Here is a 1,802-nt window from a genome sequence, read left to right as displayed (position 1 = left end):
GCAGGGTATCTATCATGGTATTGCCCACAAAGAAAATCTTTTCCTCCTTTATGCCTTCCCTTCTTAGGTTTTGGTTGGCTACCTCAGATGTGGTAAAGAAATAATTGGTAATGGCGTCGGTGACCTTCCTGTTGATTTCTTCGGGCATGGTTTCGTCATAAGAGCGAATACCACCTTCAATATGTGCTACGTCTATATGGAGTTTTCTGGCAGCAATGGAACAAGCCATGGTGGAAGTCACGTCACCTACGACGATACAAAGATTAGAGGGTTTTTCTAGTAAAATTTGTTCATAAGCCACCATTATCTTGGCGGTTTGTTCAGCCTGAGTACCTGAGCCAACCTGCAAGTTGATGTCTGGATGGGGTATGCCCAGCTCATCAAAGAAGGTCTCGCTCATATTCTTGTCATAATGCTGACCGGTATGTATTAGGCGGAAGTTTATTCCTTTTTGTTCGAAATGGTGGCTCTTAAAAGCGTCGATAATGGGAGCAATCTTCATGAAGTTGGGGCGTGCTCCTGCAATAATATCTATGAGTTTTGACATGGGTGCTATTAAAAATTCAAAATTAATGGAATATAATTAAACTCTGATTCTTGAAAGGTTAAACATTAAGTAAATAAGTATAGAAAATATCTTAATTTTCTTAATATCTTAATGCACTTCATGTTAAAAAAAATAGCCTCAAATGTTTAACATTAAGAGAATTAAGGGCATTCAGGAATCAAAATATCTAAATGCTTTTAATAAACTTAATGTTAAAAACTTCCTCAATGGTGATGCATTAAGATAGCCAGCTATTCCACAAAAAGATACAAAGGTTCAAATACTCAGTGTCACTCCATGCAAAACTCTTAATTCTCTGTGGTAAAAATAGTCCCTCAATAATTAAACATCAAGAATTTAAGTGCATCAAAAATCTGAATGTTCTTAATATCTTAATGCACTTCATGTTAAAAAAAATAGCCTCAAATGTTTAACATTAAGAGAATTAAGGGCATTCAGGAATCAAAATATCTAAATGCTTTTAATAAACTTAATATTAAAAACTTCCTCAATGGTTATGCATTAAGATAGCCTGCTATTCCACAAAAGACACAAGGATTCAAATACTCAGTGCCCCTCCGTGCATAACTCTGAGCACTCTGTGGTAAAAATAGTTTCTCAATAATTAAACATCAAGAATTTAAGTGCATCAAAAATCTGAATGTTCTTAATATCTTAATGCACTTCATGTTAAAAAAAATAGCCTCAAATGTTTAACATTAAGAGAATTAAGGGCATTCAGGAATCAAAATATCTAAATGCTTTTAATAAACTTAATATTAAAAACTTCCTCAATGGTTATGCATTAAGATAGCCTGCTATTCCACAAAAGACACAAGGATTCAAATACTCAGTGCCCCTCCGTGCATAACTCTGAGCACTCTGTGGTAAAAATAGTTTCTCAATTTAAGGAAACATCAAGAATTTAAGTGCATCAAAAATCTGAATGTTCTTAATATCTTAATGCACTTCATGTTAAAAAAAATAGCCTCAAATGTTTAACATTAAGAGAATTAAGGGCATTTAGGAATCAAAATATCTAAATGCTTTTAATAAACTTAATGTTAAAAACTTCCTCAATGGTGATGCATTAAGATAGCCAGCTATTCCACAAAAAGATACAAAGGTTCAAATACTCAGTGTCACTCCATGCAAAACTCTTAATTCTCTGTGGTAAAAATAGTCCCTCAATAATTAAACATCAAGAATTTAAGTGCATCAAAAATCTGAATGTTCTTAATATCTTAATGCACTT

The 1,802-nt window shown here is 33.4% G+C and carries 1 protein-coding gene; it reads right to left on the bottom strand.

All coding sequences use genetic code 11. From position 1 onward, the window contains the following. A partial coding sequence (locus EGI24_RS14405) for a UDP-N-acetyl glucosamine 2-epimerase (RefSeq protein ID WP_255049168.1) occupies positions 1–547 on the bottom strand: 547 nt, incomplete at its 3' end. Between the last annotated feature and the right edge of the window lie 1,255 nt (positions 548–1,802).

The sequence above is a fragment of the Lacihabitans sp. CS3-21 genome (assembly GCF_024343675.1).
Classification (GTDB): Bacteria; Bacteroidota; Bacteroidia; order Cytophagales; family Spirosomataceae; genus Leadbetterella.
The sequence above is the reverse complement of the archived record's forward strand: the minus strand, read 5'-3'. Positions and strand labels throughout refer to the sequence as shown.